The organism is Pseudomonas sp. IT-232MI5, from assembly GCF_949767845.1.
GTDB lineage: Bacteria > Pseudomonadota > Gammaproteobacteria > Pseudomonadales > Pseudomonadaceae > Aquipseudomonas.
Map to the genome: position 1 here is coordinate 1 of NZ_CATKQE010000003.1, position 26650 is coordinate 26650.

Below are 26650 nucleotides of genomic sequence, written 5' to 3' on the forward strand. Positions count from 1 at the left end.
CGAGCGGGCGATGGCGTCAAAACCACCTATCGAGGTGTCCGGAATTAGTTGACCACTGCACTACATCGACCTGAAATTTCGAGTCGAACTCAGACTTTGAAATGTATGAAGATCTGCTCCCTTTCCCCCTCTCCCTCTGGGAGAGGGCTGGGGTGAGGGGCTTTTGACCTTAATCTCAAAATTTACAGGCTGAACCGCCCAACCATGTTGTTCAAATCCAGCGCCAACCGCGACAGCTCATTGCTCGCCGCACTGGTCTGATTCGCGCCAGTCGCCGATTGCACCGACAAATCACGAATATTCACCAGATTGCGATCCACTTCCCGCGCCACTTGTGCCTGCTCTTCAGCGGCGCTGGCGATCACCAGGTTGCGCTCGTTGATCTCGACGATGGCGGTGTTGATGGTGTCCAGCGACATGCCGGCACCACGGGCGATGTTCAGGGTCGACTCGGCACGCTCGGTGCTGTTGCGCATCGAATCCACGGCGTGTTCGGTGCCGCTCTGAATGCTGCCGATCATCCGCTCGATTTCGCTGGTCGACTGCTGAGTGCGATGCGCCAAGGCACGTACTTCATCCGCCACCACCGCAAAACCACGGCCGGCTTCACCGGCGCGTGCCGCTTCAATCGCTGCGTTCAGTGCCAGCAGGTTGGTCTGATCGGCCAGACCACGAATCACATCCAGCACTTTGCCGATGTCGCGGGACTCATTGGCCAGATCGCCGATCAACGACGCAGTGCTTTGCACATCGGCGCTCATGCGTTCGATGGCGCTGACCGTTTCCTGGACCAGATCACGACCATCACCGGCCGAGGTGGTGGCATTCTTAGAGGCTTCCGAAGTGCTCACGGCGTTGCGCGCGACTTCTTCCACAGCGCTGGTCATTTCATTGACCGCAGTGGCCGCCTGTTCAATTTCGTTGTTCTGCTGAGTCAGGCCACGCGCGCTTTCGTCGGTGACGCTGTTCAGTTCTTCCGCTGCCGAAGCCAACTGAGTCGCCGAGCCGGAAATACGCTGCAGGGTGTCACGTAGCTTCGATTGCATCTTCGCCATGGCTGCCAGCAGGCGGCCAGCTTCGTCTTCACCGTCGACGTGGATCGGCTGGGTCAGGTTGCCTTCGGCGATGGTTTCCGCAGCTTCCAATGCTTTGGAGATCGGCTTGGTGATGCTGACGGTCAGCAGCCATGCGAAGAGAAATGTCAGGCCAGTGGCGATCACCAACAGCGTGACCACAAGGTTGAAAGACATCGAAAACTGATCGCTCGCGCCTTTATCCGTCTCGGCGATTTGCTGAGTGTTGATCTCCAGCAAACGCGCGAGGGCGGTGTTCACCGCTTCCGAGTTGCTCAGCAAGTCCGAGTTGAGCATCTGCCGCAGTTCATCGATCTGATTGTTGCGCGACAGGGTTTTCATCCGGTCTTCGAGCTGGCGGTACTGCGCGAGCAACTGTATGTATTGATCATAAGCCGCGCGTTCTTGCGGGCCGTCGATCAACGGCTCGTAGGCGCGCTGGGCGTCGGCGATCTGCTTGTTGCGCAACTCGAACAGTTCGACAGTCTTTTGTTGAACGTCCGGTTCACGGTTGATCAGCAACCGATACGACAAAACACGCAGGCGCAGGGTCAGTTGGGTGAACTCGTCGAGGGCCTTGATCGAAGGCACACTGGCCGTGGCGATGTCTTCGCCTGCTGCGCGGATTTTGCTCATCTGATTAAGCGCAAACACGCCGAGAACCAGCATCAGGCCGCCGATCAGGGCGAAGCCGGTAAACGCCCGTGGGGCGATATTCATATTGCGAAGGGACATGGGGCGGATACCAAGAGAGGGCCGCGTCCGTGCGGGCTGAGACTGCTGTATGGATGACTTATCGGTCATGCGACTAAAGTCTTGAGGTGCTGTGCGTATTTGTCGCAGAAGGGCTTGGGCGACGAAGTGCAGGAACCAGATCGGCAGATCACAGTCTTTAAAACTCGCGAGAACGGTCGGCCGCCAGGAAAATCAAGGCTTTGCGCCGGTTTAACCCTGGCATCCGTGATGACTTTTCTTTATCGTACGCGCCCTTTGAAAAACGCTTGGAAGATCAAAATGTTGGAAGCATCCCTCAGCCAATTGGAACAGCTCGTCAGCGACCTGGTGCAACAGAACCAGACCCTCGCGCAAACCAACCAGACCCTGTCCACGGAACTGGCCCAGGCCAAGGATGAAAACGAAAGCCTGCAACTGAACCTGATGGAGCAGGAAGAAAAGCACGGCGCCACCGCCGCCCGCATTCAAGCCCTGGTTGATCGCGTCAACGCAGGTCCTGTCAGCGCATGAACCACCACACAGCAGGGGTAAAAGTCGTCTCGATTCTCGGGGAGGACTATTCGATCAAGGCACCGGCCGGGGAAGAACAGACCCTGCTGGACGCGGCCATGATGCTCAAGGCAGCGCTGGACGACACCAAGCGCAAATACCCGACACTGATCGGTGACCGCTTGCTGGTGCTGGCGGCGATGAATCTGTGCTCGCAGCAGATCGAAATGAAGAAGCAACACCAGGAAGAACTCGACCGTTACCAAGAGCAAGTCAGCGCCACGGTCGACACTATCGCCAAGACCATTAACCAGGGTTGAAGTCTCGGGGGTAGACCCTAGCCTCTTCTCAGGAGCGCTCCATTTGCGAGGAGCGCTCTGGAGAGGAATGAGCGATCATGGTGCGCTGATTGACTTAATCCTGAAGTAATAACGGCCATCCTGAGTCACTACATCCTTTTCTTCCACCTTGAAAGGTTCATCGGGGTAGCCGGGATGGGTAAGAAAATCCCCCTTTTCAATGTACCGAACCATTTCGCCCTGGTTGAGTACCTTTTCGCTCCGCCACGTGGTCGGAGTTGCGTCGTCCTCTGCCTCTACCTCTACCTCTACCTCTACCTCTACCTCGATAAACCACCCGTCGCCTGATTCGTCGAACGATTTTTTAAGGATGGTGGCTTTCCTGTCGTTGACTGTCTTTTTAATCGTCTGACCTACCCTGACGGACTTCAGCATTTCATCCCGAGTAATGCCCTCAAGACTTTGAGTGCCCTGAATACTTTCAATTGTGCGTTGTTTGCTCATTTCCTTGACTCCTCGTTTTGGGGGGTTCGCCAACGGAGAGTACGGCTTTGATAAATCCCTGACACCTGACAACCTTGACAGTAGACAGGGTCGTATTTAAGTGGGTGTTATGAATATCGCGCATGAATCAATGAACAATATTTAGATTTTTTGTATACATCTGGCGCGACAGTTGCAGTGTTTCTGCCTCTTATTCTTTGGGGGTGCTCCATGCAGTTGTGGCGACGCAGTATTCAATGGCAGCTGATTCTCAGCATGGGCACCGCCCTGCTGGTCAGTATCCTGATCGTGGTTGGCATTTATACCCTGGTGGTCAACCGCCTCGCCCAGAGCTATCTGGTCGAACAAGCACTGCCGTCAAGTATTGAAGCGACGCGCAACGATATCGAACGGATCCTTGTGCAACCGCTGACAGCGGCCAAGGATATCGCCAGCAATACGATGGTCCGCGACTGGCTCGCCTCAGGCGAAGACAGCAGCAAAACGGCTGGCTTCGCGCAGTATCTGGAAGGCATCCGCGCCGAACATAAAGCTTTCACCGCTTTGATCATCGGCACCGAATCCAATCATTACATCACCGAAAAAGGCCTGGATCGCACCCTCAGTCGCTCCAAACCGGCTGACGCGTGGTTCTATTCCTTCCTCGACAGCAATCAGCCGCGCACCCTCAATATCGACAACGACGGCGCCACCGGGGAATTGGCGCTGTTCATCGATCTGAAGGTCGAGCAGGCCGGCAAAGTGGTCGGCGTTGCCGGGCTAGGCTTGAGTATGAAAGAGCTGTCGGAGCTGATTCACAACTTCAGCTTTGGTGAGCGCGGCAAGGTCTATCTCGTGCGTTCCGACGGTTTGATCCAAGTGCATCCCGAAGCGCAGTTCAGCGGCAAACGCACCTTGAGCGAGCAGATCGGCGCCAATGCGGCGCAGGCCGTCATGGGCCAGAAAACGGCGATCAGCAGCAGCTTCCAGAGGGATGGCGAAGACTTCCTCGCCTTCAGCCTGCCCTTGCGCGATTTGGGCTGGACTCTCGTGGCCGAAGTGCCGCATTCGCAGATCTATGCCGAAGCCCGAAAAGCGATGTGGATGAGCGGCGGTATCGGTCTGGCCGTAGCGCTGGTGTGCCTTGCTTTGGTGGTGTGGCTGGCGCAAGGGCTGGTGCGGCCGATTCGTCAGGTAACAGCGGCGCTGGTAGCAATCGGTAGCGGCGGTGGAGATTTGACCCACCGGTTAGATTCCAGCCGCGCCGACGAGCTGGGCGATCTCGCCCGGGGCTTCAACCGTTTCCTTGACAGCCAGCGCGGGATGATCGGCGAGGTGCTGACCACCAGTGAGCGCCTGCGCACGGCTGTGGGGCAGGTAGCGAAAGTGGTGGAAAATACCGCCGAGCGCTCGGGCCGCCAGCAGGAAATGACCGACATGGTCGCGACCGCCGTTCACGAGATGGGCCTGACCGTGCAGGAGATTGCGCAGAACGCTGGTAATGCTGCGTTGGCCTCGCAAACCGCACGGGATGAAGCGATGCAGGCGCGGGAAGTGGTCGGCGGCTCGATTCGGCATATTGAAAGCATGTCCGATGAGATTGGCGTCGCGGCTGGCGCGGTGGGTGAATTGGCGCACCAAGTGGCGTCGATCGATTCTGTATTGGCGGTAATTCGCGGGGTGTCCGAGCAGACCAATCTGTTGGCGCTCAATGCCGCCATCGAAGCGGCGCGCGCCGGTGATATGGGGCGCGGCTTCGCGGTTGTTGCTGACGAAGTGCGCACTTTGGCGCGCAGGACGCAGGCCTCCACCGACGAAATCCAGCAGATGATCGGCAGCCTCAAGCAAGGCGCGGAAAACGCCGTGTCGTCGATGCGCACGGGGCAGGCGGCAACTGGCACCGGGGTTGAATCGAGCCAGCGCACCGGGGCATCGCTGACAGCGATTACCGGGCAGGTCGAGCGCATCAGCGATATGAACCATCAGGTCGCGACGGCGACGGAAGAGCAGTCGGCGGTGACTGAGGAGATAAACCGCAATGTGCAGGGGATTTCCGATCTGGCGCGGGCGACGGCGGGGGAGGTTCGGGCCTGTCGTGAGGATTGTCAGATGTTGCAGAGGCTGGCGGATGATCTGGCGCGGCAGATGGGTGGGTTCAAGTTGAGTTGAGTGTTGAGCCAGAAAAGCCCCTCACCCTAGCCCTCTCCCAGAGGGAGAGGGGACTGAGCGTGGAAAATTCAGGAGGTACGCCGACCTGAAAGTACTGTACTGAATCCATAGTCGATGCGGTTTTTCAGGTCGATGTATAGCGTCAGACACCTCGGTCGGCCCCCTCTCCCTTTGGGCGGTCCGACGTTTCGGGAGGGCTGGGGTGAGGGTTGGCTTTTAGAACCACGCATCCTGCATCGCCAGACACGTATCATCCCGCGCCTCCAGCAACGCCAGCTCATGGTGACAACCCGGCACTTCCCACGTCAGAAAATACCGCGCCGCCTGCAACTTGCCTTTATAGAAGTCAGCATCCGCCGCATTACCCTTGGCCAACCCTTCCTCGGCACGAATCGCCTGCTCCAGCCAGCGCCAGCCAATCACCGTGTGGCCGAACACCTTCAGGTACAGCGCCGAATTCGCCAGGCTGCTATTGACCTTGCCCTGTGCCAGATCGGTCAACAAACCGATGGTCACCGTTTGCAGGCGCGCGACCAGTTTCTCTAACGGCTCACGCAACGCGGTCAGCGATTCGTAAGCAGTTGCGCGCTCTGCCGTGGTGGCGATCAGACGAATCAATTGCTTCAGTCCCGCGCCACCGTTCTGCGCCAATTTACGCCCGAGCAAGTCCAGCGATTGAATGCCATGGGTGCCTTCATGAATCGGGTTCAAGCGGTTATCGCGGTAATACTGCTCCACCGGATATTCGCGGGTGTAACCGTGACCGCCAAGAATCTGGATCGCCAGTTCGTTGGCCTTGAGGCAGAACTCCGACGGCCAGGATTTGACGATCGGTGTCAGCAGATCCAGCAACTCATGCGCCTGCTTGCGCTCGGCTTCGGATTCAAGCGTCGTGGTGTCATCGAATAGCCGCGCTGCATAGAGGCCGAGGTCAAATGCCCCTTCGACGTAGGACTTTTGCGTCAACAGCATACGTCTGACATCGGCGTGCTGAATGATCGCCACCGGTGCTGTGGTCGGATCCTTACTGTCCGGCACGCGACCCTGTGGCCGCTCGCGGGCGTACTCCAGCGAGTACAGGTAACCGGCATAACCGAGCATCACCGCGCCCATGCCGACGCCGATCCGCGCCTCGTTCATCATCTGGAACATGTAGCTCAAGCCGTGGTGCGGTTTTCCCACCAGATAACCAACACACTCACCGTTATCGCCGAAGTTCAGCGCTGTGGAGGTGGTGCCGCGCCAGCCCATCTTGTGAAACAGCCCGGCCAGCAGCACATCGTTACGCTGGCCGAGGCTGCCGTCATCGTTGACCAGAAACTTCGGCACGATGAACAGCGAGATACCTTTAACGCCCGCAGGTGCGTCGGGCAGCTTGGCCAGGACCATGTGCACGATGTTTTCCGACAGCGGGTGATCGCCGCCGGAAATGAAGATCTTGTTGCCCTTCAGGCGATAGGTGCCGTCGGACGCCGGCTCGGCGCGCGTACGAATATCCGACAGCGATGATCCTGCGTGGGGCTCGGTCAGGGCCATGGTGCCGAAGAAGCGGCCGTCGATCATCGGTTGCAGAAAGCGTTGTTTCTGTTCGTCCGTGCCAAAGCTCTCAATCAGGTTCGCCGCGCCCATGGTCAGGAACGGGTAGGACGTTGAAGCCGCGTTGGCTGACTGGAAATGCGCGAAGCAGGCTTGCGACAGCAGTGTAGGAAGCTGCATGCCGCCGGCGTCGAAACTTCTCGCGGCGTTGAGGAATCCGGCCTCGAGGAAGGCATCCACCGCTGGTTTCACTTCAGGAATCAGAATCGCCTTGCCATCTTCGTAGCGCGGTTCGTTCTCGTCGCCCTTGCGGTTGTGCGGGGCGAAGTACTTCTCGGCGATGCTGCGTGCGGTGCCGATGGCGGCGTCGAAGGTCTCGCGGTTGTGCTCGGCAAAGCGCTCACGCCGGGTCAGGCCCTCGGCATCAAGGACTTCATACAGCTCGAAAGCCAGATTGCGGGAACTGAGCAGCGTCTCGGACATGGCGGCCTACCTGAAATTGGGGTTGGGCCGAGTCTAGGCGTGCTGATAAAGGCTGAACAGGATGATTGATGGGCGTGATACAGAAGCAAAAGATCGCAGCCTTCGGCAGCTCCTACACCAATTCCTGTAGGAGCTGCCGAAGGCTGCGATCTTTTGATCTTTTGTAGGAGTGAGCCTGCTCGCGATAGCGGTCTGTCAGTCAAACAAATGTGTCTGATAGATCGCTATCGCGAGCAGGCTCACTCCTACAGGGGATTTCATTCCAGGCGACCGTTGCGGTCGCCTGGAGTTACAGCGGTTTAGCCGATCGTCATCAGGCTGGCATTACCACCCGCCGCCGCAGTGTTAACACTCAACGCCCGCTCAATCACCAGGCGCTCCAGGGCAATGTTGGTCTCGCCCTGGGACAAGCCCTGAACCCCAACAATCGCGCCGGCACGCTTGGCGATCTGCTGGCAAACGCCGCGCAACTGGTCGGAATGGCCGTGATGCAGAACCGCATCGAACACCACCTCGTCTTTGTTCCAGTCGGCAACCAGCTTGATCCGCGCCTGAATCTCCTTCGGCAGGCGTGCGAACAAGGCCTTGCTGATGTCGGACTCCGGCCATACCGCCGAACCGCCTACCGCCAGCACCGCCGCCAGTTGCGTCAGCAGATCACCTTCAACCTCCGCCAGGCACAACACGTGCTCACGCGGCAGGATCGCGTAGCTGTTTTTCTCACCGGTCGGGCCGGCCAGTACGCGGGTGATGCCGCTCTGCGATTGCGCAGCGTACTGCACGCACAGGGTGCTCAGGTCGGCGTATTTGTTGCTTTCAGCCCAGGCTTTCAGAGCGTTCAGCGGTTTGCTCATGGCATCGCGCAAACGAACGTCCGGGGCGATAACGGCATCACCGCGAGCGAAGGATTGTTCGATAGCGTCGGTAGGACGTGTCGCCAGCAAACGGTACAGGTACAGCGGGCCACCGGCTTTCGGGCCAGTACCCGACAGGCCTTCGCCGCCGAATGGCTGCACGCCGACCACGGCACCGACGATGTTACGGTTTACGTAGACGTTACCGGCGTTGACGTTGTCGATCACCTTGGCGATGGTCTCGTCGATGCGCGTGTGCACGCCCAGCGTCAGACCATAACCGGAAGCGTTGATCTGGCCGATCAGTTGATCGATTTCTTTGCGCTTGTAGCGCACCACATGCAGCACCGGGCCGAAGATCTCGCGTTGCAGCTCGTCGAAGCTTTCCAGCTCGATCAGCGTCGGCATGACGAAGGTGCCGCGTTTGACTTCTTCGGTATCGGCAATCGCCACCTGGTACACATTGCGACCTTTGTCGCGCATGCCCTGGATGTGCTTGTCGATGCCAGCCTTGGCTTCGGCGTCGATCACCGGGCCGATGTCCACGGACAGGCGCTCCGGGTTGCCGAGACGGCTTTCCGCCATGGCCCCTTTGAGCATTTCGATGACGCGATCGGCGGAATCTTCCTGCAGGCACAGGACCCGCAGTGCCGAGCAACGCTGACCGGCGCTGTCGAACGCCGACGACACCACGTCGATCACGACTTGTTCGGTCAGCGCCGAAGAGTCGACGATCATTGCGTTCTGGCCGCCGGTTTCGGCGATCAGCGGAATCGGACGGCCCTGGCTGTCGAGACGGCCAGCAATGTTGCGTTGCAGCAGGCGCGCGACTTCGGTGGAACCGGTGAACATCACGCCTTTGACGCGTTCATCGCCAACCAGACCGGCGCCGACGGTTTCACCGCGACCCGGCAGCAGTTGCAGCACGCCTTCCGGGATCCCGGCTTCGAGCAGCAAGCGTACGGCTTGAGCCGCGACCAGCGGAGTTTGTTCGGCAGGCTTGGCCAGTACCGGGTTACCGGCAGCCAGTGCCGCAGCAACCTGACCGCTGAAAATCGCCAGCGGGAAGTTCCACGGGCTGATGCACACCACCGGGCCCAGTGGGCGATGGGCGTCATTGCTGAAATCGTTGCGCGCCTGCACTGCGTAATAACGCAGGAAGTCGACGGCTTCGCGGACTTCGGCGATGGCGTTGGCGAAGGTCTTGCCGGCTTCGCGAGCCAGCAGGCCCATCAGCGGCTGAATCTCGCCTTCCATCAAGTCAGCGGCACGTTCCAGAATCGCCGCGCGTTCGGCCGGCGGGGTGGCCTGCCAGATCGGTGCGGCGTTCAGTGCGCATTGAATGGCGTTGTCGACGTCTTCGACGGTGGCTTCTTGAACATGACCGACCACATCACGGTGATCGGCCGGGTTCAGAACGGCTGCCGGCGTTTCGTTGCTGGAGGCGCAACCGAGCATCGGCGCGGCTTTCCAGTCGTTATGCGCAGTGGCGAGCAAGGCGCAGGACAGCGAAGCCAGACGATGTTCGTTGGCCATGTCGATGCCGCTGGAGTTGGCGCGTTCGGAACCATACAGATCACGCGGCAGCGGAATGCGCGGGTGCGGCAGGCCGAAACCACCTTCCACGGTTGCCATCTGCTCGATCTGCGCCACCGGATCGGCCACCAATTCCTGAATCGAAATCGACTGGTCGGCGATGCGGTTGACGAACGAAGTGTTCGCGCCGTTTTCCAGCAGTCGACGTACCAGATACGCCAACAGGGTTTCGTGAGTGCCGACCGGTGCATACACGCGGCACGGACGGTTCAGCTTGCCTTCGGAAACTTTGCCTACAACCTGCTCGTAGAGCGGTTCGCCCATGCCGTGCAGGCACTGGAATTCGTACTGGCCGGGGTAATAGTTCTGACCGGCAATGTGGTAAATGGCCGACAGGGTGTGGGCGTTGTGCGTGGCGAACTGCGGGTAGATGACTTCCGGCACCGACAGCAGTTTGCGTGCGCAAGCGATGTAGGAAACGTCGGTGTACACCTTGCGGGTATAGACCGGATAGCCTTCCAGGCCTTCGACCTGGGCGCGCTTGATTTCGCTGTCCCAGTACGCGCCTTTCACCAAGCGGATCATCAGGCGATGACGGCTGCGGCGAGCCAGGTCGATCACGTAGTCGATCACGTACGGGCAACGCTTCTGGTACGCCTGGATAACGAAACCGATGCCGTTCCAGCCAGTCAGCTGCGGCTCGAAGCACAGGCGCTCAAGCAGATCCAGCGACAGTTCGAGACGGTCGGCTTCTTCGGCGTCGATGTTCAGGCCGATGTCGTATTGCTTGGCCAGCAGGGTCAGCGACAGCAGGCGCGGGTACAGCTCGTCCATCACACGCTCGTACTGCGCACGGCTGTAACGCGGGTGCAGTGCCGACAGCTTGATGGAAATGCCCGGGCCTTCATAAATCCCACGGCCGTGGGAGGCTTTGCCGATCGAGTGAATGGCTTGTTCGTACGACGCCAGGTACTTCTGCGCGTCGTGCTCGGTCAGTGCCGCTTCACCGAGCATGTCGTAGGAGTAGCGGAAGCCCTTGGCTTCGAACTTGCTCGCGTTGGCCAGCGCTTCGGCGATGGTTTCGCCGGTGACGAACTGCTCGCCCATCAGGCGCATGGCCATGTCGACGCCCTTGCGGATCATCGGCTCGCCGCTCTTGCCGATGATGCGGCTCAGCGACGACGTCAGGCCGGCTTCGTTGTGCGTCGAGACCAGTTTGCCGGTCAGCAGCAGGCCCCAAGTGGCCGCGTTGACGAACAGCGAAGGGCTGTTGCCCAAGTGCGGATGCCAGTTGCCGGTGCTGATCTTGTCGCGGATCAGTGCATCGCGGGTGCCCTTGTCCGGGATACGCAGCAGCGCTTCGGCCAGGCACATCAGCGCCACGCCTTCCTGGGACGACAGGGAAAATTCCTGCAGCAGACCTTGAACGATGCCCGCACGACCGCCGGCACTTTTCTGGTTACGCAGTTTTTCCGCGATAGAAGCGGCGAGCTTGTTAGTGGCTTCAGCCATGGCGACCGGCAGGCGAGCCTGCTCGATCAGCATCGGCACCACTTCCGGCTCAGGGCGGCGGTAAGCGGCGGTGATCGATGCGCGCAGTACCGACTGCGGCAGGATGCTTTCGGCGAATTCGAGGAAGCATTGGTGCGCGTGATCGGTGTGGACTTCGCCCGCCTCGTCGGCGTCCTTGGCGGTCAAACCGTTCAGCTCGGTCAGGGTTGCACCACCCTCGAGTTTTTCCAGGTAATTGAAAATTGCCTGCTTGATCAGCCAGTGCGGTGTGCGATCAATCGAGGTCGCGGCCGCCTTCAGGCGCTCGCGGGTCGGGTCATCGAGTTTGACCCCAAGGGTGGTGGTAGCCATATTTTTATCCTCATGGTTGCCACAGTTGCGTGGCATCAGCTGGCCGCAAGATTAGCCGTGCGCTGAAAGAGGTGCAACCGGGTGCAACCCTTTTTTTGTCGGAATAATAGGCAGCTCGTCAGGAATTATTTTCTGGTACGAAAGTGCTGCTCCTGCTTGGTGCTTTTGCTTCTAGCAAAGGGCCATGACTGCCACAAAAGGGAGCAAAAACGGGGTGATCGTCGATAAATCCGACTAGGTGCAACTAATTCTCACGAAACTGGTTGCACCTTATTTGATTTGTTGCATAGCATTCGCGCCCAAGGTGCAACCGGGATTAACCCGGTGTACCGGCTGATGGCTTTCCTGGGGAAACATCAGTCCTAAATGCGCGGGATCCCGGATCGTCTGCCAAACGTCGTCGTTTGCGTGCGGTTCACCACCGCCGCTACATAAAAACAAAGCCAGGGCGTAACTCAATGAGCGTAAGCAATCCAACCCTGATCACGTTCGTGATCTACATCGCAGCAATGGTGCTGATCGGCTTGATGGCCTATCGCTCCACCAACAACCTTTCTGACTATATTCTCGGCGGTCGCAGCCTCGGCAGCGTCGTCACCGCGCTGTCCGCCGGTGCGTCCGACATGAGTGGCTGGTTGTTGATGGGCCTGCCGGGCGCCATCTATATGTCCGGTCTGTCCGAAAGCTGGATCGCCATCGGTCTGGTCATCGGTGCCTACCTGAACTGGCTGTTCGTTGCCGGCCGTCTGCGCGTGCAGACCGAGCACAACGGCGACGCCCTGACCCTGCCGGATTACTTCGCCAGCCGTTTTGAAGATAAAAGCGGTCTGCTGCGGATCATTTCGGCGATCGTGATTCTGGTGTTCTTCACCATCTACTGCGCTTCCGGCATCGTGGCCGGTGCCCGTCTGTTCGAAAGCACCTTCGGCATGTCCTACGAGACGGCGCTGTGGGCCGGTGCTGCGGCGACGATTGCTTACACCTTTATTGGTGGTTTCCTCGCGGTGAGCTGGACTGACACCGTACAAGCCACGCTGATGATTTTCGCGCTGATCCTTACGCCGATCATCGTGCTGCTGGCCACCGGTGGCGTCGACACCACGTTCCTGGCCATCGAAGCGCAAGATCCAAGCAACTTCGACATGCTCAAAGGCACCACCTTCATCGGCATCATTTCGCTGATGGGCTGGGGTCTGGGCTATTTCGGTCAGCCGCACATCCTCGCGCGTTTCATGGCGGCGGATTCGGTTAAGTCGATCGCCAAGGCGCGTCGCATTTCCATGACCTGGATGATCCTGTGCCTGGGCGGCACTGTGGCGGTGGGCTTCTTCGGTATCGCGTACTTCTCGGCGCACCCGGAAGTTGCCGGTCCCGTGACCGAGAACCACGAACGCGTGTTCATCGAACTGGCCAAACTGCTGTTCAACCCATGGATCGCCGGTGTGCTGTTGTCGGCCATTCTGGCTGCTGTGATGAGCACCCTGAGCTGCCAGTTGCTGGTGTGCTCGAGCGCCCTGACCGAAGACTTCTACAAAACTTTCCTGCGTAAATCCGCTTCGCAACTGGAGCTGGTCTGGGTCGGCCGCGCCATGGTGCTGTTGGTTGCACTGATCGCGATCGCCCTGGCTGCCAACCCGGAAAACCGCGTACTGGGCCTGGTGTCTTACGCCTGGGCCGGTTTCGGTGCGGCGTTTGGTCCGGTTGTGCTGATCTCGGTGGTCTGGAAAGGCATGACCCGTGACGGCGCACTGGCCGGTATTCTGGTCGGCGCGATCACCGTGGTGGTGTGGAAGCATTTCGAACTGCTGGGTTTGTACGAAATCATCCCGGGCTTCATCTTCGCCAGCCTGGCCATCTACATTGTCAGCAAGATGGGCGAGCCGACCAGAGGCATGGTGCAGCGCTTCGAAGCGGCGGAAAAAGACTTCCACCTGAACAAGTAATTGTTCTGAGCTGAGGCTCATCCAAAAACGGCCCGTTTCCACAGGAGACGGGCCGTTTTTTTGTGCCTGTGATTTCTTGCCGACGCTGAAGAAACCTGTGGGAGCTGGCTTGCCAGCGATGAGGGCGGCACATTCAGAACATTCAGTAACTGACGCATCGCTATCGCTGGCAAGCCAGCTCCCACAGGGTTCTATGGATGACTTGAGGGATTTGTCTGTAGTTGAAAGCGCCGTTTTTTGCAGGTTTTTTCGGCAAAAAAAGTAGGGGAAATCTGATTTTCCCGTCACCCATTCATCACCCCTTGCCCCTCATGCAGAATCGCCCGCCCTCACACTGCAGAGAGACATCGGATGTTCGCGCCTGCCAATCAACCGCGTTTCACGGTGACCCTCGAAGGCGCCCAACATGACCTCAAGGTCCTTGAGTTCACGGGCAAGGAAGCCATCAGCCAACCCTTTCGTTTCGAGCTGGAACTGGTCAGTGAGCGACCGGATCTGGACCTCGAGAGCCTGCTGCACTGTCAGGCGTTTCTGAGCTTTGATGCTCAAGGTTCCGGTATTCACGGTCAGATTTATCAGGTTGGGCAGGGCGACTCCGGGAAACGTCTGACGCGTTATCACTTAAGCCTTGTCCCACGTTTGACGTATCTGGAACACCGCATCAATCAGCGGATTTTCCAGCATCAGAGCGTGCCGCAAATTGTTGCGCAGGTGCTTAAGGATCACGCGATCCTTCGTGACGCTTTCGAGTTTCGGTTGGGCAGCGAATACCCGGTTCGCGAGTATTGCGTGCAGTACGCTGAAAGCGACTTGGCGTTCATTCAACGCCTGTGTGCCGAAGTGGGTATTCATTACCACTTTCAACACAGCCCCGACGCGCACGTACTGGTGTTCGGTGATGACCAGACAGTGTTTCCAAAACTGGCCACGCCGACCCTTTATCTGCCGGGCAGTGGCATGTCTGCCGGAGCCCCGGCGGTCAAGCGTTTCAACGTTCGCGTGGAAACCCGCACCAGCGTGGTCACCCGGCGCGACTACAACTTCGAAAAACCGCGGCTGCAATTGCAAAGCCGAGTCGACGGCGAGCAGCGCCCGGTGCTCGAGGACTATCACTTCCCCGGCCAATTCAACGATCGGGAAACCGGCAAGCATCTCGCCCAGCGGGCACTTGAGCGACATGTCGCCGATTACCGTCAGGCCGAAGGCATCAGCGACGAATCTGCACTGGTTTGCGGACATTTCCTGCAACTGACTGAGCATCCGCGCCACGACTGGAATGACCTGTGGCTGCTGACCGCCATCGAGCATCATGGCCGCCAGCCGCAGGTGCTGGAGGAATCGGTGACCAGCGATGGCGAGGGATTTCAGGGTTACCGTAATAGCTTTCTCGCCACGCCGTGGGACGTGTTTTTCCGCCCGGCGCTGGGGCCTGAAAAACCGCGCATGCTCGGCTATCAACCGGCGGTTGTGACCGGGCCGAAAGATACGGAAATCCACTGCGACGAGTATGGCCGGGTCAAGGTGCAACTGGCTTGGGACCGCGACGGTGAATTGAACGAGCATTCCAGTTGTTGGTTGCGCGTTGCCAGCGGTTGGGCCCATGACCGTTACGGCAGCGTGCTGATTCCGCGAGTCGGCATGGAAGTACTGGTCGGCTTCATCGATGCCGACGCCGACAAACCATTGGTTGTGGGCTGCCTGCCCAACGCCGCGACGCCGATCCCGCTGGATCTGCCGGCGGACAAGACCCGCAGCATTTTCCGTAGCCAGAGCAGCCCCGGCGGTGGCGGCTACAACGAACTGCGCATCGAGGATCGCAAAGGTGCCGAGGAAATCTACCTGCGCGCCCAGCGTAACTGGACGCAGCATGTGTTGAATGATCAACAGGTGCAGGTTGATAACCAGCGCAGCATTGTTGTCACCGGGACCGCTCGGCACGAGTTGAAGGCTGATGAGCAGCGCATTACTCACGGTCAGCGGCAGACCGAAGTGAAGCAGGACGACCATCTGAGCGTGAGCGGCGACCGGCATATTCGCGTGAGCAATCAGGCGATCAGCGCCAGTGGGCAATTCCACGTCAGCGCCGGTCAGCAAGTGGTCATCGACGGTGGCGCGAGTGCGACGATTCAGGCCGGTGGGCAGTGGATCAACATCGGTCCCGGCGGCATTTTCAGCAGCGTGCCGATTGTAGTGGGTGGTGCGCCGATGGCGGCGATGAGTGCCGCGCCGGTTGTACCGGGATTGCCGGAGAAACTCGCCGCCGCGCCGGCTGCCATGCTGACGGCTGCACAAATCATGAGCTTCAAGGGTGACGCGCCATTCTGCGAAGAGTGTGAACGTTGCAAGGATGGTCTCTGTGCCGCCTGATTTTCTATTGCCTGCCGAATGGTTGGCGCGTGAACCGTTGAAAACTTCCGAGCAGTTGTTTGCGGTTTTCAGTAATGCCAATGAGGCAAAACCGCCTGCCGCTTGGCGAGAAACGGCGAGCCCGATCTGGGCCGAGACGATTTATGCCGAGTGGGATGCGGTGATGCCTTACGTGGGAATTGTCGCCGCCGACAGTGAGTTTCTGCATTGGGTCACCACCACCGAGTCGCGGGATTGGGGTTGGCTGGCGGTGTCTTCGGCGAGCCTTGAAGAGGTGGTGGCGCACTTTCGCAGCCTTACCCAAGTGCTGATGCCTGGCGGGAAAACGGTGTTTTTTCGTTTTTGGGACGGGCGGTTTCTGTTGCCGATTCTTCAGGCCGATGAGGTGGATGCGGCACAACTGTTTCCGCTGATCGGGCGTTGTCTGATCAATGGGCAGGTGCTGGATATCGGTGGCAGGGCGCTGGTATCGGGGCGGGTATTCCCGTGGTGGCAGGTGCCGGATTCGGTGCTGGCGCAGCAAGGCCATGACGTTCGAACCGCCAATGCGTTGCAGTGGTTGAGCGAGGAACATCCGGCAGTTTTCGATGCCTTCCCCGAGGCGATTTTGCGCTGCAAAGTGAGGCGGTTTTTTCAGGTTTCTATGTCGGAAGAATCGTCGCAATCGGCGTTGCTGGCGTTTTTGCTGGCAGAGTCGGAGTGAGTTTTCGGGGCGAAGGTCTCGGACGATTCCTTCGAGTTGCGGCGGTTTTCATGAACTGGTGGACGGTGGGTTGCAGGGATAGTCTTTTCGTTGTCACTGCGAGAGCGGTGACAGGGTGTAGGAGCCCTCTACCTATGGTGCATCAGCGCTGTTGTTTGAATTGCGGCACGTAACTTGTGTGAGCAATGTCGTCAGCGGCGGCTGTGTGCGGGACACGCTTCGGCGTGGCCGAATTCCATGGGTCGGTTTCCTACTCCCGTGCACGGCTGCCACCCAATCCCGTAGGAAGGAATGCGGCAGTTCATTTTTACACTCTATGGAAGATAGAAATGACGACAATACGAACGGCTCCACCCTACGAAAAAATCATCCCCCATCCCGATAACCGCTTCATGGCCCTGACCGGCAATTGCAGCGACATGCCTACGCTGTTCATCGACACCCACGTGCCCCTCGACATCCTCATGGACGCCGCCAACCATCGCCTGCGCGCCGTGATCCAGGTGCTGGAAAACATGTGCATGCGCGGCTCGGTCGAATGCGACTCCGTCATCCTCAGCGACTTCGCCCAGCTCTGCGTGATCCCCTTGCGCGACGGCTGTGATGTGCTTGATGTCATCGGCAGGCGCCTGCGCAGCATGCCTGCCTGAAAAAGATCAAAAGATCGCAGCCTGCGGCAGCTCCTACACGGGACTGGCGTTCGCCCTGTAGGAGCTGCCGAAGGCTGCGATCTTTTGACGTTGAAGGAAATCAGTTAGTCAGTCAGGGATGTACGCATCCTGAGAGTTGATAAAGCTGTTGAACGCATCGGAGTTGTAGACCTTCATGCACCCAAAAAACACTACTTTTTCATTCGAGTATTTGCTGTTTGAAGGTGTCTGCTCGTAAGCCGCCAACACGTAGTTTCGGGTTTCTTTGTAGGGATCGTGTAGCACTTGCAGCGTGTCTTCATTTTGCAGGATGGAATGCATGCCTTTGCCCATGAAGGAATAGGCATTGGCGGACAGGGCAATGTCTTTTTCCAGCGCGGAGCGCTCGTTGAATGGCTTCAGAATGCAGTGGCTCAGGCCGTAGTTCTTAAGTGTCTGGCGTGCCTGCTCAATGTGGGTTTCGTCGGCAAGGGCGAGGTATGGGCTAAGCAGGCTGAATAAGCAGATGATCAGATATCGCATGAGTTTTTGACGTCCTGTCGTTCATGGTTAGCCAGTTTAACGCCATAAAAGCAAAGCCCCTCACCCTAGGCCTCTCCCAGAGGGAGAGGGGACTGACCGAGTTGTCTGGGCGGTGTACGCCGACTTGCGACTTCAGTGGTGAACTTGGCTTGGCCAAGCCTGGATGGTGGTGTTGTTTCGGGGACTGACCGAGTTGTCTGGGCGGTGTACGCCGACTTGCGACTTCAGTGGTGAACTTGGCTTGGCCAAGCCTGGATGGTGGTGTTGTTTCGGGGACTGACCGAGTTGTCTGGACGATGAACGCCGACTTGCGACTTCCGCGCTGATCTTCGCTTGGCCAAGCCTGAGATCACGCCGATCTTTCAGGTCGATGTAACTCGCAAGATCACCACCGTCAGTCCCCTCTCCCTCCGGGAGAGGGCTAGGGTGAGGGAAAGGCTTTTGTCCGCTCAGCCGCCAACCCCTGACTTGCCGCCCGGTAAAAGGTAAACTTTGCGCCCTTCGCAGGAGCAGCCATGAATTATCGTCACGCCTTCCATGCCGGCAATCACGCCGATGTGTTCAAACACCTGACCTTGACCCGCCTCATCGCCCTGATGTCGCGCAAGGAGCAGCCGTTTGCCTATCTCGACACGCACGCCGGCATCGGTCTGTATGACTTGCAGGGTGATCAGGCCAACCGTACCGGTGAGTACCTGGAAGGCATCGCGCGCTTGTGGGATCAGCCGGATTTACCAGCGCTGACCGCCGACTACATGAAGGTGCTGCACGAGATGAACCCGGATGGCCAGTTGCGCTACTACCCGGGGTCGCCGGAACTGGCGCGGCGCCTGACCCGCCCGCAGGATCGGCTGATGCTCAACGAGAAGCACCCGGAAGACGGCGTACTGCTCAAGGACAACATGGCCGGTGATCGTCGGGTCAAAGTGCATCTGGGCGAGGGTTGGCACGTGGCACGGGCGATGTTGCCGGTGCAGGAGAAGCGTGCGGTGATGCTGATTGATCCGCCGTTCGAGCAGCTCGATGAAATGCAGCGTTGCGCGGCGTCGTTGAAAGAGGCGATTGGCCGCATGCGTCAAACCGTGGCGGCGATCTGGTATCCGGTGAAGGATCAGCGTGCATTGCGCAGGTTCTATCAGGATCTGGCTGGCACCGGTGCGCCGAAGTTGCTGCGCGTGGAGCTGCTGGTGCATCCGCTGGATACGCCGAACAGCCTGAACGGCTCGGGCATGGCGATTGCCAATCCGCCGTGGGGGCTGGAGGAAGAATTGCGTGAGTTGCTGCCGTGGTTGTCGAAGAAGCTGGGGCAGACCCAGGGCGGGTGGCAGATGGACTGGTTGATTGCCGAGAGTTGATCAACGGCAAGATCAAAAGATCGCAGCCTGCGGCAGCTCCTACAGCGATCGTTCCCACGCTCTGCGTGGGAATGCCTCAATGGACGCTCTGCGTCCGCCGTTGGGACGCTCTGCGTCCCGGGCTGCGTTCCCACGCAGAGCGTGGGAACGATCGGCCGGTGGGTCAGTTACCCGCCAGGCTCGCTGGCATGCACACGCCGGTGCCGCCAATCCCACAGTAACCCTCAGGATTCTTCGCCAGATACTGCTGGTGATACGCCTCGGCGAAGTACACGGTCGGCGCCTGTTCGATCTCGGTGCTGATCTCGCCCAGACCCGCCTTCGACAGTTCAGCCTGATAGGTCGCCTTGCTCTTCAGCGCCGCATCCAGGTGCTCAGGCGAAGTCGCGTAGATCACCGAGCGGTACTGCGTGCCGATGTCGTTACCTTGGCGCATGCCCTGCGTCGGGTTGTGCAGTTCCCAGAACATCGCCAGCAGCTCTTCATAGCTGACTTTGGCCTTGTCATACACCACCAGTACCACTTCCGCGTGGCCGGTCAGGCCCGAGCAGACTTCTTCGTAGGTCGGGTTCGGCGTGAAACCACCGGCATAACCGACGACCGTGCTGACCACGCCTTCACGCTGCCAGAAACGGCGCTCGGCGCCCCAGAAGCAGCCCAGACCGAAGATCGCAAAGTCGACGTCCTGGAAAAACGGGCCAAGCAGCGGGGTTTGTTCGAAGACGAAGTGCTTTTCAGGCAGGGTCATCGCGGTTTCGCGGCCGGGCAGAGCTTGTTCTTTAGTCGGGAGCACGTTTTTGTTCACCAGAATTTCCGAGCGCAGAACCATGATCGTTCCTCTCAGTCAGGTTGGATGTAAAAAGTCAGACCGCCAGTGTGCCGAATGATGCCCGACTTCGCACTATCCAATGTAGGAGCTGCCGAAGGCTGCGATCTTTTGATCTTGTCTTTGAAAAACAGGATCAAAAGATCGCAGCCTGCGGCAGCTCCTACATGAGGGGCGGCGGGAGTTAGAGGCAGAGCGGGCCACGCGGGTAGCGTTTCAGCGCTTGGATGAGTTCTGCGCCGGGGATCGGCCGGTCGAACAGGTAACCCTGGCCGACGTCGCAACGATGACGACGGAGGAACGCCAGTTGCTCGGCGGTCTCAATGCCTTCGGCCACAACCTTGAGTTTCAGGTTGTGCGCCATGGCGATCACCGCCGAGGTGATTTCCATGTCGTCCTGGTTGTCGGGGATTTCGTGGATGAAACTGCGATCGATCTTGATGATGTCGATCGGGAATTTTTTCAGATAGCTCAGCGACGAATAACCGGTGCCGAAGTCGTCCATGGCCAGCGTCAGCCCGAGGCGCTTGAGTTGATCGAGCTGCAAGTGCGTGTCTTCGGTGGCTTCCAGCAGCAGGCCTTCGGTCAGTTCCAGTTCGAGCAGATAGGCCGGCAGCGCTTCTTCCTTGAGGATGTTGGCGATCGAGGCGACCAGATCCGGATCGGAGAACTGCTTGGGTGACAGGTTGATCGCCACTTGCAGATTGCCCATGCCGGCGGCGGTCAGTGCCTTGCTCATGCGGCAGGCCTGGCGCGCGATCCACTTGCCGATCGGAATGATCAGGCCGGTCTCTTCGGCGACGCTGATGAACTGGTCCGGGCGGATCATGCCGCGTTCCGGGTGGTTCCAGCGCAGCAGCGCTTCCATGCCCAGCAGGCGCCCGCTGCGCAGGCACAGCTTGGGCTGGTAGAACACGTCCAGCTCATTCTGGGTCAGGGCGCGGCGCAGGTTGTTCTCGACGAACAGTTTGTAACTGGCCTCGGCATTCAGCGCTTCGGTAAAGACTTGCACCTGATGTTTGCCGTTGGCCTTGGCCTTGTGCAGCGCCAGGCCAGCGTTACGCATCAGCGTTTGCGGATCACGACCGTGCAGCGGCGCGCAGGCCAGGCCGACCGAGCCGGTAACGCTGATCAACTGGTTGTCGACGAACATCGGTTTATCCAGCGTCGCCAACAATTGGTTGGCGATCTGCTGGCCGGTGGCAAGATCGGTGTCGTCCAGCAACACGGCAAATTCGTTACTGGCGAACCGCGCGAGGCTGCCGCTTGGGCTCAGGCTGTTGCGCAGGCGTCGGGCCAGGCTGATCAGCAGTTTGTCGCCGGTCTGGTGACCGAGGCTGTCGTTGATCCGTTTGAAGTTGTCGATGTCCACCAGCAACAGGCTGATCGGCGTATCGCTATCGCGGGCGAAGCGTTCGTCCAGATTACGGATAAATGCCGGGCGATTGCCGAGGTTGGTCAGGTTGTCGGTGTAGGCCAAACGCTCGATGCGCTGCTGCGCCAGTTTGGTCTGGGTGATGTCTTCGTAGATGCCGATGTAGTGCGTCAGCTCGCGGTTGTCGCCATAGACCTTGGAGATCGACAGCTGGCCCCAGTACGGTTCGAGGTTTTTCCGGCGGCTCTTGAATTCGCCCTGCCAACTGTTGCTCTTGGCCAGCGCCGAGGGCGCGTCGAACAGCAGTTCGCTGAGGTTCTCCAGTGCCGGCAGCTCGGACAGGCGCTGGCCGTGGACTTCCTCGGTGGTGTACTGGGTGATCGCGGTGAAACTCGGGTTGACGTACTCGACCACGCCGTCGCAATTGACCAGCAAAAAGGCGTTGGCGCTTTGCTCGACCGCACGCTGGAACAGGTGCAGGGCGCTGGTGGCGGTGCGGCGGTTGTGGTTGTTGATGACTTGCGCGAACTGGTCGGCCAGCTCGCCGGCAAAGGCGATTTCGTCGGACTGCCAGGCGCGGGTGACGCCGGTCTGCTCCAGGCACAGCACGCCGACTACTTGGCCATCGACGCGAATGCTCGCATCAAGCATGGCGTTGACGTCGCGCGGGCGCAGGGCCTCGGCCATCTCTCGGGTGCGCGGGTCGCGCATCGCGTTGTGTGCGTCGATGGCGCGACTGCTGTGCAGAGCTTCCATGTAGTCGGGGAAACTGCTGATGTCGATCACGTCCGGGAGGATGTATTCCTGGGTCGCGCGGTGGTACGCGGAGATCGGCACCAACTGCTGGCCTTCGAGGTTCCACAGGCTGGCGCAGTCGATTTCATAGATATCGCAGGCGCAGCGGGTGATCAGCTCGGCGGCTTCCTGCAGCGAGTTATGCGTGCTGTAGCGCTGACGGGCGAGCAGCAGAATCAGGTCCTGTTGGGCGCGTACGCGTTCCAGGTGCTGCAGTTGTTCCTGCTGCGCCCGTTGGTTGAGTTCGAGGGCGATTTGCAGGCGCGAATTCTGTGTTTCGAGATCGACGGAGGGTAGCAGCGACACTTCGTCGAAGACGTGATCGACCGCCAGCAGATAGCCGCGCAGCAGGTGACGATTGTGCTGTTTGTAGGCTTCGCCCAACTCAAGGATGTTCAGCGCACCGGCAGCCGTGTGCAGGGTATAGCGCACCAGATAATGCGGGCTGGCGGTCAGCTGTTGCTGAATCGCATCGTGCAGTTGATAGCGCGCTTCGGGTTCCATCAGGCTGGCGTAGGGTGAGCCGACCAGCGCGCAAAGCTCAACGGCCGGCTGGCCGAACTGGCGTTCGCAGTTGGGATCGAGAAACAGCATGGCCCAACTGGCTTCATTCAAGCGCTCGAAACGCAGCATGCCGAGCCGCGAGGGCACAGGCAACTGCGTCACTACCTCGGCCGCCATACGGCTGGCGGCATCGGGTTGGCTCTTCATGAAGGGAACTCGCTTGGAAATATGCTGAACGCGCCGGGCTCTCGCCCTCTTTACTGTTGCCTGCGGCAAGGTTGCATCATTGCGGCACCGACTGACAAGAGACATGAAGGCCAAGTGCTATAAGAATATGTCGGCTGCGCTGAAGATTTCTCCAGCGTGCGGTAAAAAGTAATCCTGTTGCATTGAAAGACTGCCGTTGCAGAGCGGTTTGTGCCCCGCAACGGCGTCTTTTTGGCCGGCAATTCAACGCAGTGGGAGGGTGATCGATTGCAGGCGTTTGCCATCGCGGTCGTGGTAATTGACCTGAATCTGGCCCGCCTCGACCACCAGATGAGCGAAATTGTCTTCACTCACCACGCTGCTGGTCAGTTCATGCCGATAATCGCCCGCCGCCGTGCGCACTAGCGGTTGATCCAGAATGAACGTGGACGCTTTGGCGTACGGCAGCAGTTTGCTGTTGCACAGCGGCGAGGACACCACGGTGTGGACTTCGAAGTCCGGGTCTTCGCTGTGGCTCAGGCGAGCGGTCAGCGAGCCATGTACGTCACCCGAAATAAACACGACATTCTTGATACGCTGGGTGCGGATGGTTTCCAGCAGGCGCAGGCGCTGTTCGGGGAAGGCTTTCCAGGCGTCATCGCCATGAAGTTTGCGATCCGGATAGAACATCACGCTGGTGACCACGAACTTGACCCGCGCCTCGCTGTTGCTCAGCCATTTCAACAAGGCCTGTTCCTGTGCCTCGTCGAGGATGCGTCGGTCATCGGCTGACAAGTTGCGGCGGGTGCGACTGTCAGTCACAAACCATTCAATATCGCCATCGCTGAATTGATACCAGTAATGCTCGAGTGTTGCGTGATCTATATCTCCGTTAGTTGTCAGCGGATGTGCCGGGCTGTGACTGGCCTGATACAACTCATAGGCGGCCATGGCATTACGGTATAAGTCGCCGTCGGACTTGCTGGCATTGGCGGGCCAGTTATCTTCGATTTCGTGATCATCGAGAATCATGTAAGTCGAAGTGCCGGCCATCAGTCGTTTTATATTCTGTTGAGAAAAAGCCGCGCGGTACTTGCTCAGGATGTCTTTATATTCGCGATCCGGTGCAAGCAGATTCAAATCGTCGACGTAGATTTGATCGCCGGTCATCAATACCGCGCTGATCGGTGGTTGTATGCCCTCGATCAATTGGTTGATGGACGCGAAGATCCGATCGCCCAATTGCGGCAGGGAGGCGATGCCGGCGGTCATGCGCAGGTAGCGGCAGGAGCCGACGATATAGGCTTTGGGTTGCAGGGCTTTGCTGGAGCGGGTGCGCAGACGATAGATCTCTCGTGGCCATTGCAGCGGCAGTTCGGCGACGCTGTCCGGGGTGTGCACCGGATTCATCGGGCTGAACCAGCCGACCTGATATTCATATTCGGTGTCGCTATTCAAATTGTTGAGGGCGAATACTTCAGACATGTCGCGTAATTCGCTCAGGCGGGCGAAGTTACCTTTCGACCATTGTTGTGTACCGGAACTGCGAAAACGCACTGCGGCAAATACCGGTGATTTATTCTGCTGATCGCCCCGTATGAAGATGCGCGCGTGATCAGTTGTGACGTGGCCGACAATCGGGCCGATAGTTGGTTTTAACATGTCGAATCCATTCGAGTTAACTTTGATTAACAGGGTTCTACTAATTTTTCTTAGTTGAATTGGTTGGGGCTAGGTTAGTTGCGTATCGAATAAAAAAGATCGGGGCCAAGTCGACCGGGGTTGTGGCCGATGTCAGCGCGACGTGTGGGAAAAAGACGAGAGGGTATGTTTCTTCAGGCAAAAAAAAGCCCCGCCAAACTGACGGGGTTGAGGTACGAGCGTGTGGCGCTCGAAAGGGTGCAGCAATCGGCCCTCCGTTGCTGGAGGGCCGACCGAGTTACAGCAGGATCGTGCGGATGTCGGCCAGCAGGCTGCCCAGACGCTGGGTGAAGCGTGCGGCAGCGGCGCCGTTGATCACACGGTGATCGTAGGACAGCGACAGCGGCAGCATCAGTTTCGGCTGGAAGGCTTTGCCGTCCCAGACTGGCTGGATGGTTGCCTTGGAAACACCGAGGATCGCCACTTCCGGCGCGTTGACGATCGGCGTGAAGCCGGTGCCGCCAATGTGGCCGAGGCTCGAAATGGTGAAGCAAGCGCCCTGCATGTCGTCAGCGGTGAGCTTCTTGTCGCGGGCTTTGGCGGCCAGCGCAGCGGCTTCGGCTGCCAGTTGCAACAGGCTCTTCTGGTCGACGTTCTTGATGACCGGTACCAGCAGGCCATCCGGGGTGTCGACGGCGAAGCCGATGTTCACGTATTTCTTGCGGATGATCGCCTTGCCGCTTGGCGCCAGCGAACTGTTGAAGTCCGGCAGCTCCTTGAGCATGTGCGCGCACGACTTGAGCAGCAGCGGCAGGATGGTCAGCTTGACGCCGGCCTTCTCTGCAACGGCTTTCTGCGCGACGCGGAACGCTTCCAGCTCGGTGATATCAGCCGAATCGAACTGAGTCACGTGCGGGATGTTCAACCAGCTGCGGTGCAGGCTCGACGCGCCGATCTGCATCAGGCGAGTCATCGGCACTTCTTCGATTTCGCCGAAACGGCTGAAATCAACGACCGGAATCGGCGGGATGCCCGCGCCACCGGTTGCGCCCGCTGCAGCGGCCGGTGCTTCCTTGGCCTTCTGCATCATCGCTTTGACGTAAACCTGCACGTCTTCTTTCAAGATACGACCGTGCGGGCCGCTGGCGCCGACAGCGTTCAGCTCGACGCCGAACTCGCGGGCCAGTTGACGCACGGCCGGGCCGGCGTGAACTTTCGCGCCCGGCTTGGCCGGTGCGGCGGCTGGAGCGGCAGCAGCAGGTGCAGCGGCAGCCGGAGCAGCCGCGGCAGGTGCCGGAGCGCTCGGAGCAGCAGCGGCAGCTGGAGCCGGGGCAGCAGCAGGGGCCGCGCCTTTGACTTTCAGCTTGAGGATCAGGTCGCCGGTACCGACTTCGTCATCCAGCTTGATGGAAACGCTTTCCACCACACCAGCGGCAGGCGATGGAATTTCCATGCTCGCCTTATCGGATTCCAGAGTGATCAGCGACTGGTCGGCTTCAACGCTGTCGCCAGCCTTGACCAACACTTCGATGATCTTGGCTTTGCCAGCCGAACCGATGTCCGGAACGTGGATGTCCTGAACACTGTCGGCAACCGGTGCTGCTGGCGCGGCTGCCGGAGCAGGCGCAGCGGCCGGTGCAGCAGCCTGAGCCGGAGCGGCAGCAGCAGGGGCCGCAGCACCCGCCACTTCCAGATCCAGAATCAGGTCGCCAGTGCCGACTTCGTCGTTGAGCTTGACGCTGATGGCCTTGACCACGCCAGCGGCAGGTGACGGGATTTCCATGCTCGCCTTGTCGGATTCCAGAGTGATCAAAGATTGATCAGCTTCGACGGTGTCGCCGACCTTGACCTGGATCTCGATGATCTGGGCTTTGCCCGACGAGCCGATGTCCGGCACGTGCACTTGCTGAACCGAAGCGGCAGCAGGAGCAGCGGCAGGCGCAGCCGCGGCAGGAGCGGCGGCCGGTTTCTCTTCGGCCTTTTTAGCCGGAGCAGCAGCCGGAGCAGGGGCCGCTTCAGCGGCGCCCTCGACTTCCAGTTCAAGCAGTTCATCGCCTTCTTTCAGACGGTCGCCCAGCTTCACTTTCAGGCTCTTGATGACGCCGGCTTTCGGGGCCGGCACTTCCATGCTGGCCTTGTCCGATTCCAGGGTCAGGATGCTCTGGTCGGCTTCGATACGGTCGCCGACCTTCACAAACAGTTCAATTACTTCACCTTCACCGCTGCCGATGTCAGGTACGCGAATGAGTTCGCTCACAAAATG

17 protein-coding genes and 1 pseudogene are annotated in these 26650 nt (G+C 59.2%); 8 read left to right on the forward strand and 10 right to left on the reverse strand.

Features of this window, described 5'->3' with window-relative positions:
- Window positions 1-182: 182 nt before the first annotated feature.
- Window positions 183-1055, reverse strand: coding sequence for a methyl-accepting chemotaxis protein (locus ACM6JQ_RS02700; protein ID WP_371042268.1), 873 nt, complete (start codon window positions 1053-1055; stop codon window positions 183-185).
- Window positions 1056-1085: 30 nt separating this feature from the next.
- Window positions 1086-1877 (reverse strand): annotated as a pseudogene (locus tag ACM6JQ_RS02705) (MCP four helix bundle domain-containing protein); the annotation flags it as partial.
- A 210-nt stretch (window positions 1878-2087) separates the two neighbouring features.
- On the opposite strand from ACM6JQ_RS02705, the gene ACM6JQ_RS02710 reads away from it, so the two are divergent.
- The gene (locus tag ACM6JQ_RS02710) at window positions 2088-2318 is read left to right on the forward strand and encodes a hypothetical protein (RefSeq protein WP_007909525.1); all 231 of its coding nucleotides are present in this window, start codon (window positions 2088-2090) and stop codon (window positions 2316-2318) included.
- On the forward strand, window positions 2315-2617 hold the full coding sequence (locus tag ACM6JQ_RS02715; RefSeq protein WP_016987569.1) for a cell division protein ZapA: 303 nt from the start codon (window positions 2315-2317) through the stop codon (window positions 2615-2617). Before ACM6JQ_RS02710 ends, ACM6JQ_RS02715 begins: the two co-directional genes overlap by 4 nt.
- Before the next feature lie 75 nt (window positions 2618-2692).
- Here ACM6JQ_RS02715 and ACM6JQ_RS02720 read toward each other — a convergent pair whose 3' ends face one another.
- The gene (locus ACM6JQ_RS02720; RefSeq protein ID WP_414893180.1) at window positions 2693-3100 is read right to left on the reverse strand and encodes a hypothetical protein; all 408 of its coding nucleotides are present in this window, start codon (window positions 3098-3100) and stop codon (window positions 2693-2695) included.
- 210 nt (window positions 3101-3310) lie between these two features.
- On the opposite strand from ACM6JQ_RS02720, the gene ACM6JQ_RS02725 reads away from it, so the two are divergent.
- On the forward strand, window positions 3311-5248 hold the full coding sequence (locus ACM6JQ_RS02725; protein WP_414893181.1) for a methyl-accepting chemotaxis protein: 1938 nt from the start codon (window positions 3311-3313) through the stop codon (window positions 5246-5248).
- Between the two features lie 216 nt (window positions 5249-5464).
- Here the strand turns inward: ACM6JQ_RS02725 and ACM6JQ_RS02730 are convergent, their stop codons facing one another.
- Together ACM6JQ_RS02730 and putA are read right to left on the reverse strand one after the other, a co-directional pair.
- Window positions 5465-7267 (reverse strand): acyl-CoA dehydrogenase, encoded by a 1803-nt coding sequence (locus ACM6JQ_RS02730; RefSeq protein ID WP_414893182.1) that lies wholly within the window; start codon window positions 7265-7267, stop codon window positions 5465-5467.
- A 299-nt stretch (window positions 7268-7566) separates the two neighbouring features.
- Window positions 7567-11520: a trifunctional transcriptional regulator/proline dehydrogenase/L-glutamate gamma-semialdehyde dehydrogenase gene (gene putA, locus ACM6JQ_RS02735; protein ID WP_414893183.1), complete on the reverse strand. Its 3954-nt coding sequence runs from the start codon at window positions 11518-11520 to the stop codon at window positions 7567-7569.
- 458 nt (window positions 11521-11978) lie between these two features.
- Between putA and putP the strand changes: the two genes are divergently transcribed.
- The 4 genes from putP to ACM6JQ_RS02755 all read left to right on the forward strand — a co-directional run bounded on the left by putP (window position 11979) and on the right by ACM6JQ_RS02755 (window position 17183).
- Window positions 11979-13463, forward strand: a complete 1485-nt coding sequence (gene putP / locus ACM6JQ_RS02740; RefSeq protein ID WP_095113461.1) for a sodium/proline symporter PutP — start codon at window positions 11979-11981, stop codon at window positions 13461-13463.
- 351 nt (window positions 13464-13814) lie between these two features.
- Window positions 13815-15830 carry a type VI secretion system tip protein VgrG gene (locus ACM6JQ_RS02745; protein WP_414893184.1) on the forward strand — a complete coding sequence of 672 codons (2016 nt, stop codon included), beginning with the start codon at window positions 13815-13817 and terminating at the stop codon, window positions 15828-15830.
- Window positions 15820-16533 (forward strand): DUF4123 domain-containing protein, encoded by a 714-nt coding sequence (locus ACM6JQ_RS02750; RefSeq protein ID WP_095113463.1) that lies wholly within the window; start codon window positions 15820-15822, stop codon window positions 16531-16533. Before ACM6JQ_RS02745 ends, ACM6JQ_RS02750 begins: the two co-directional genes overlap by 11 nt.
- A 329-nt stretch (window positions 16534-16862) precedes the next feature.
- A complete protein-coding gene (locus ACM6JQ_RS02755) occupies window positions 16863-17183 on the forward strand; it encodes a hypothetical protein (RefSeq protein WP_095113464.1) in 321 nt (106 codons plus the stop codon).
- A gap of 108 nt (window positions 17184-17291) precedes the next feature.
- On the opposite strand, the gene ACM6JQ_RS02760 is transcribed toward ACM6JQ_RS02755, so the two are convergent.
- On the reverse strand, window positions 17292-17705 hold the full coding sequence (locus ACM6JQ_RS02760) for a hypothetical protein (RefSeq protein ID WP_095113465.1): 414 nt from the start codon (window positions 17703-17705) through the stop codon (window positions 17292-17294).
- A 515-nt stretch (window positions 17706-18220) separates the two neighbouring features.
- Between ACM6JQ_RS02760 and ACM6JQ_RS02765 the strand changes: the two genes are divergently transcribed.
- On the forward strand, window positions 18221-19060 hold the full coding sequence (locus ACM6JQ_RS02765; protein ID WP_414893185.1) for a 23S rRNA (adenine(2030)-N(6))-methyltransferase RlmJ: 840 nt from the start codon (window positions 18221-18223) through the stop codon (window positions 19058-19060).
- Window positions 19061-19223: 163 nt separating this feature from the next.
- On the opposite strand, the gene msrA is transcribed toward ACM6JQ_RS02765, so the two are convergent.
- The 4 genes from msrA to aceF all read right to left on the reverse strand — a co-directional run bounded on the left by msrA (window position 19224) and on the right by aceF (window position 26644).
- Window positions 19224-19889 (reverse strand): peptide-methionine (S)-S-oxide reductase MsrA, encoded by a 666-nt coding sequence (gene msrA, locus ACM6JQ_RS02770; RefSeq protein ID WP_007915676.1) that lies wholly within the window; start codon window positions 19887-19889, stop codon window positions 19224-19226.
- Window positions 19890-20070: 181 nt separating this feature from the next.
- Entirely contained in the window at window positions 20071-22767 is a 2697-nt protein-coding gene (locus ACM6JQ_RS02775) for a putative bifunctional diguanylate cyclase/phosphodiesterase (RefSeq protein ID WP_414893186.1), read from the reverse strand.
- A gap of 243 nt (window positions 22768-23010) precedes the next feature.
- The gene (locus ACM6JQ_RS02780) at window positions 23011-24408 is read right to left on the reverse strand and encodes an alkaline phosphatase D family protein (protein ID WP_007915680.1); all 1398 of its coding nucleotides are present in this window, start codon (window positions 24406-24408) and stop codon (window positions 23011-23013) included.
- Between the two features lie 277 nt (window positions 24409-24685).
- Window positions 24686-26644 carry a dihydrolipoyllysine-residue acetyltransferase gene (aceF, locus tag ACM6JQ_RS02785; RefSeq protein WP_414893187.1) on the reverse strand — a complete coding sequence of 653 codons (1959 nt, stop codon included), beginning with the start codon at window positions 26642-26644 and terminating at the stop codon, window positions 24686-24688.
- Window positions 26645-26650: the final 6 nt, after the last annotated feature.

What these genes read in the sequence shown, in the direction of transcription:
- ACM6JQ_RS02720 (WP_414893180.1), bottom strand. Translation starts at nt 3,100, where the DNA reads ATGAGCAAACAACGCACAATTGAAAGTATTCAGGGCACTCAAAGTCTT.
- ACM6JQ_RS02775 (WP_414893186.1), bottom strand. Translation starts at nt 22,767, where the DNA reads ATGAAGAGCCAACCCGATGCCGCCAGCCGTATGGCGGCCGAGGTAGTG.
- ACM6JQ_RS02725 (WP_414893181.1), top strand. Translation starts at nt 3,311, where the DNA reads ATGCAGTTGTGGCGACGCAGTATTCAATGGCAGCTGATTCTCAGCATG.
- ACM6JQ_RS02765 (WP_414893185.1), top strand. Translation starts at nt 18,221, where the DNA reads ATGAATTATCGTCACGCCTTCCATGCCGGCAATCACGCCGATGTGTTC.
- ACM6JQ_RS02760 (WP_095113465.1), bottom strand. Translation starts at nt 17,705, where the DNA reads ATGCGATATCTGATCATCTGCTTATTCAGCCTGCTTAGCCCATACCTC.
- ACM6JQ_RS02755 (WP_095113464.1), top strand. Translation starts at nt 16,863, where the DNA reads ATGACGACAATACGAACGGCTCCACCCTACGAAAAAATCATCCCCCAT.
- ACM6JQ_RS02745 (WP_414893184.1), top strand. Translation starts at nt 13,815, where the DNA reads ATGTTCGCGCCTGCCAATCAACCGCGTTTCACGGTGACCCTCGAAGGC.
- putA (WP_414893183.1), bottom strand. Translation starts at nt 11,520, where the DNA reads ATGGCTACCACCACCCTTGGGGTCAAACTCGATGACCCGACCCGCGAG.
- ACM6JQ_RS02715 (WP_016987569.1), top strand. Translation starts at nt 2,315, where the DNA reads ATGAACCACCACACAGCAGGGGTAAAAGTCGTCTCGATTCTCGGGGAG.
- ACM6JQ_RS02780 (WP_007915680.1), bottom strand. Translation starts at nt 24,408, where the DNA reads ATGTTAAAACCAACTATCGGCCCGATTGTCGGCCACGTCACAACTGAT.
- ACM6JQ_RS02710 (WP_007909525.1), top strand. Translation starts at nt 2,088, where the DNA reads ATGTTGGAAGCATCCCTCAGCCAATTGGAACAGCTCGTCAGCGACCTG.
- ACM6JQ_RS02700 (WP_371042268.1), bottom strand. Translation starts at nt 1,055, where the DNA reads ATGGCGAAGATGCAATCGAAGCTACGTGACACCCTGCAGCGTATTTCC.
- msrA (WP_007915676.1), bottom strand. Translation starts at nt 19,889, where the DNA reads ATGGTTCTGCGCTCGGAAATTCTGGTGAACAAAAACGTGCTCCCGACT.
- putP (WP_095113461.1), top strand. Translation starts at nt 11,979, where the DNA reads ATGAGCGTAAGCAATCCAACCCTGATCACGTTCGTGATCTACATCGCA.
- ACM6JQ_RS02730 (WP_414893182.1), bottom strand. Translation starts at nt 7,267, where the DNA reads ATGTCCGAGACGCTGCTCAGTTCCCGCAATCTGGCTTTCGAGCTGTAT.